The organism is Pontibacterium sp. (assembly GCF_041587635.1).
Classification (GTDB): domain Bacteria; phylum Pseudomonadota; class Gammaproteobacteria; order Pseudomonadales; family Balneatricaceae; genus Pontibacterium.
This window is the reverse complement of sequence record NZ_JBFGYC010000387.1, coordinates 1-3,971: the sequence shown is the minus strand read 5'-3', so window position 1 is coordinate 3,971 and position 3,971 is coordinate 1. Positions and strand designations below refer to the sequence as shown.

General features: G+C 48.6%; 4 protein-coding genes. All 4 read right to left on the bottom strand.

Features of this window, described 5'->3' with window-relative positions; all coding sequences use genetic code 11:
- The coding region (locus ABYW01_RS16040) for a universal stress protein (protein WP_372834593.1) at positions 1 to 402 on the bottom strand (402 nt) is incomplete at its 3' end.
- A 4-nt stretch (positions 403 to 406) separates the two neighbouring features.
- The gene (locus tag ABYW01_RS16035) at positions 407 to 1,723 is read right to left on the bottom strand and encodes a TRAP transporter large permease subunit (protein WP_372834591.1); all 1,317 of its coding nucleotides are present in this window, start codon (positions 1,721 to 1,723) and stop codon (positions 407 to 409) included.
- The gene (locus ABYW01_RS16030; RefSeq protein ID WP_372834588.1) at positions 1,713 to 2,270 is read right to left on the bottom strand and encodes a TRAP transporter small permease subunit; all 558 of its coding nucleotides are present in this window, start codon (positions 2,268 to 2,270) and stop codon (positions 1,713 to 1,715) included. Before ABYW01_RS16030 ends, ABYW01_RS16035 begins: the two co-directional genes overlap by 11 nt.
- A gap of 140 nt (positions 2,271 to 2,410) precedes the next feature.
- Positions 2,411 to 3,433: a TRAP transporter substrate-binding protein gene (locus ABYW01_RS16025; protein ID WP_372834585.1), complete on the bottom strand. Its 1,023-nt coding sequence runs from the start codon at positions 3,431 to 3,433 to the stop codon at positions 2,411 to 2,413.
- Between the last annotated feature and the right edge of the window lie 538 nt (positions 3,434 to 3,971).

Sequence of the window (3,971 nt, the reverse complement as noted above, 5' to 3'; positions counted from 1 at the left end):
CTGTGCGTGACGCAGTACTTTCTCCGCATTGGAGCCGAGCAAATAACTGGATACGCCCGGTTTGCCCGCTGCAATGAGGATCACTTCTGGATTGACCCGCTTTTCCTCTTCCAGAATCTCGTCATACACGACACCCCGTCGGATATGGCAGGAGCCACGCAATGCTTCAGGCACATGCTGCTTGAAGAGTGAGTGAACGACCGCCTTGGTTTCCTGTTGCGCTTGTGCGGTGATCTCCTTCGGGAGCTGGGCAAACGCGATACCGTGCGCTTTTGCCTGATCTACATAAAGACTGTGGATCTTCCCGCCATCGGTATCGATCAGTTGCAAGGCAACTTCGACAGCGCGGGGGAACATCTCGACATGCTCTAAGTCGATTGGAATCAAAATACTCTTATACACGTGGTTATCCCATGATCTTATTTGGTAGCCACATCACGGCATCAGGGAACAGCAAACAGAAGATAAGAACGGCAAGTTTTATCAATATGAATGGTGTCACTGATTTATAGATGTCTAGCATTGTTACATCAGGTGGTGCGATACCTTTTAGGTAGAATAGTGCAAATCCATACGGTGGTGTTTGTACCGCGATCTCGATATTCAGAATCATCAGGATGCCAAACCAGATCGGATCAAAACCCAAATCAACCACAATGGGGGTGAACAGTGGGGCACACATCAGGACGATAATGAACTCGTCGATGATAAAGCCCAGCAGTAACATCACCAGCTGCATCATGATCACGACGCCAAGCGGTGGCAGGCCCAGATCTTCCGTAAATCCGGCGATCATATCCTGAATACCCATCATCAGATGGAAGTTACTGAAGAGGGTGGCACCCAGAATAATCCACATGGCCACGCTGACGAGCATGGCTGTTTCCAACCCTGCGGACTTGAAGAGTCCCCACCGGAAGCGTTTAAAGAAGAAGGCGAGCAGCACGGCACCCACGATGCCGATTGCACCGGACTCGGTAGGTGTCGCAATACCACTGATGATACTTCCCAGTACCAACACGATCAGCAGCACAGACATCAGGCCATCACGCAGTGTTCTGAATTTCTCCTGCGGTGACATGGTTGCTTCTATACCCGTGCCCATCGGGGCTTTTTTCGGGTTTATTTTGCAGCTGATAACGATATAGGTCACGAGCATAAAAATCGTGATGGTCGCCGGTACCAGTGCCGCAATAAACATCTTGCCCACGGAGTTCTGGGTGGATGCGGCAAACATGATCATTGGGACACTTGGCGGGATCAGAATACCCAATCCGCCACCAGCCATGATAACGCCGAGTGCTAAACGTCGATCGTAACCACGTTCGAGCATCGGTTTGAGCGCAATGCTGCCGGAGGTCATGATGCCCGCACCGATAATGCCGACCATGGCGCCAATCATTGAGCACACCCCCACCACGCTGATCGCGAGTGAGCCGGGAACACGGCCAATGATGATCTGGCTGGCATTAAACATGGCATCGCCAATGCCCGAGCGTGTCAGTAGCTGACCCATGTATATGTAGAGTGGGATCGCCAGCAATATAAAGCTGAACAGGATGGATTCAAATGAACTGGGCAGGATGCTGAAAATGCCTTCCCCCCACGTTGCATATCCAACGATCATAGCAATCCCGCCGAGTGCGAGACCTACCGGGGTACCGATTGCAAATGAGATTAATATACAGAGTAAAAGAATACCTGTGAGCAGTTCAATTTCCATGTGCGTCCTCCAGATCTTCTTCTTCCGTTGGGAGCAGGTCTTGTCCGGTGATTAAGTGATAGATGTCTTTGAACATATCGCTGGAGATTTGCAGGACGATCAGTGAAGCAGCCACCATAAGCATGATCCAGAAGTGGTGCATCGGAGGTGCCCATTCGCTCATGCGACGGTAATTAAACTGCATGGCTTCGCCGAACTTCTGGTAGGAGACCAAAATAATAATCGCCATGAAGAATATCGCTAAGCTGCCAGAGAGCAGGTGAAAAATACGTTTCACGTTGGCCGATACAGAGATATACAAAATATCGACATTAATATGCGCTTGCTTCTGTTGTGCATATGCACCGCCAAGAGCAGCCAGATACGACGAGAAGAAAAGTGAAAGATCGTAAGCCCAGATAGTGGGTGCATTCAGGAAGTAACGTGAAAATACTTCGAATGCGACAACAAACGCAATCAGTGGCATCAGAATAGAGATGCTGCGTCCGATCAGTGATACCAGAAACTCAACACTTGAGCAGTAAGCCCCAAGAAAGGTAGCGAACATGATAGTACAGTCTTGAGGGGAGCGGGATGAAAAGAGTACATCCTTTAACGATGTATTGGACCCCAGCCGATGATGCTTTAGCTGAGACGAAGAAGCTTCTGACCTGGGCCAGAAGCTTCTTCTTTACTCTCTGGGAGAGATTACTTCGCGCCTAACAGGTCAATCAGCTCTTTACTGAATTTGTCCTCTTTAGCGTACTCAGCCCACAGGGATTCACCGGCTTTGCTCCACTGTGCTTTGTCAGTATCGCTTGGCGCAGGGCTCCACTTCATGCCTTTCGCTTCCATATCTGCAACAGCCTGAGCTTCCCACAGGCGGGATTTAGTCATCTGTTCGCGAGCGTGTACAGATGTCGCAGCCTTAACGATCGCTTTCAGGTCAGCAGGCAGTTTGTTCCATGCTTTCTGGTTAACGAATACAGGCAGTACCTGTGCACCTGCCAGTGGCAAGCGGTACATGTATTTAGCAACCTCAACGTGGTTACCATCGCGGTGGTCGATCAGGTTAGAACCGATAGAACCGTCGATAACGCCTGTTGCCAGACCGGTGTAGATTTCGCTCCACGTCAGGGATACAGGAGATGCACCCAGTTCGCGTACGAATTTACCGTATGCACCCGGCGCACGCAGTTTCAGGCCTTCAAAGTCTGCAATGGTGTTGATTGGCTTTTTGGTCAGCAGGTAAACCGGTGGCTGAATGTAAGGGTCCAACCAAACCAGACCTTGTTCGCCATACGCTTTGGTCAGTACTTCACCCCAGCCTTTTTCATGGAACAGAGTGCTGAGTTCTGCGACATCGGATGTACCACCAGGCAGACCCACTTCAACAATACCTGCTGGCAGTTCACCGGCATTCATTGGCTGAAAGGTTGCACCCATGGTGATCAGGCCCGTTTTGACGGCACCCAGAATACCTTTGGTATCGACGCCTTCACCGGCATACATCATTTTCACTTTGATGCGGCCGCCAGACATCTCTTCGATGTTCTTCGCCAGATTGCCATACACTTCACCAAAAGCAGTACCACGTGTGTACAGGTTGGCAAAACGCCAGTTATGTTCAGCAGCCTGTGCTGTAGAGGTAGCGACTGAACCAATGGTCAATGCAGCAGCGAGAGAGCCCGTTACGATCTGTTTTTTAAACTTTCCGAGAAAATTCAACATGTCTGTTAACTCTTTGTAATTTTTGTTTTTTCACTGGTTTTTTTGTGTTTCCAGCGAGACACCAAATCAAATTAACAGAGAGGGAGTCTCTGTTACATCAAGCTGTGCATACTTAAAGTTTGGTAAACCTCAAACATTATATAACTCATTGAATAATAATAGATATATAGGGTGTTGGAGTGGGTTTTACGTATAAAGTCTTATGGGCTGAACTGGCGGTTTAAGTGTTCCTTTGTACCAATTTCTATCGCTTTTCTGGTGATTCTCTCTATATATTTGATCGGTGTGAAAGTCGGTGTGTTATGAGCGTTTTTGGATGATGGAACCTATTTTAAATGCCGGGCGTTGGCGCGTGTTGCGATTAGTCTGTATGGCGGCTTTTATCAGGCATAAAAAAGGCTATGTCTGAGTAAACTGTTGTAAACCTGCCATTCTTAAATATAAGTATGATGTTTGAGGATGGCATTCCATGAATACGTCAGCGTTTCACCAACTGCTAAAGCAGTTAACCTCGCTCTCGCCCAGCCAATATCAGTGT

What these genes read in the sequence shown, in the direction of transcription:
- ABYW01_RS16035 (WP_372834591.1), bottom strand. Translation starts at nt 1,723, where the DNA reads ATGGAAATTGAACTGCTCACAGGTATTCTTTTACTCTGTATATTAATC.
- ABYW01_RS16030 (WP_372834588.1), bottom strand. Translation starts at nt 2,270, where the DNA reads ATGTTCGCTACCTTTCTTGGGGCTTACTGCTCAAGTGTTGAGTTTCTG.
- ABYW01_RS16025 (WP_372834585.1), bottom strand. Translation starts at nt 3,433, where the DNA reads ATGTTGAATTTTCTCGGAAAGTTTAAAAAACAGATCGTAACGGGCTCT.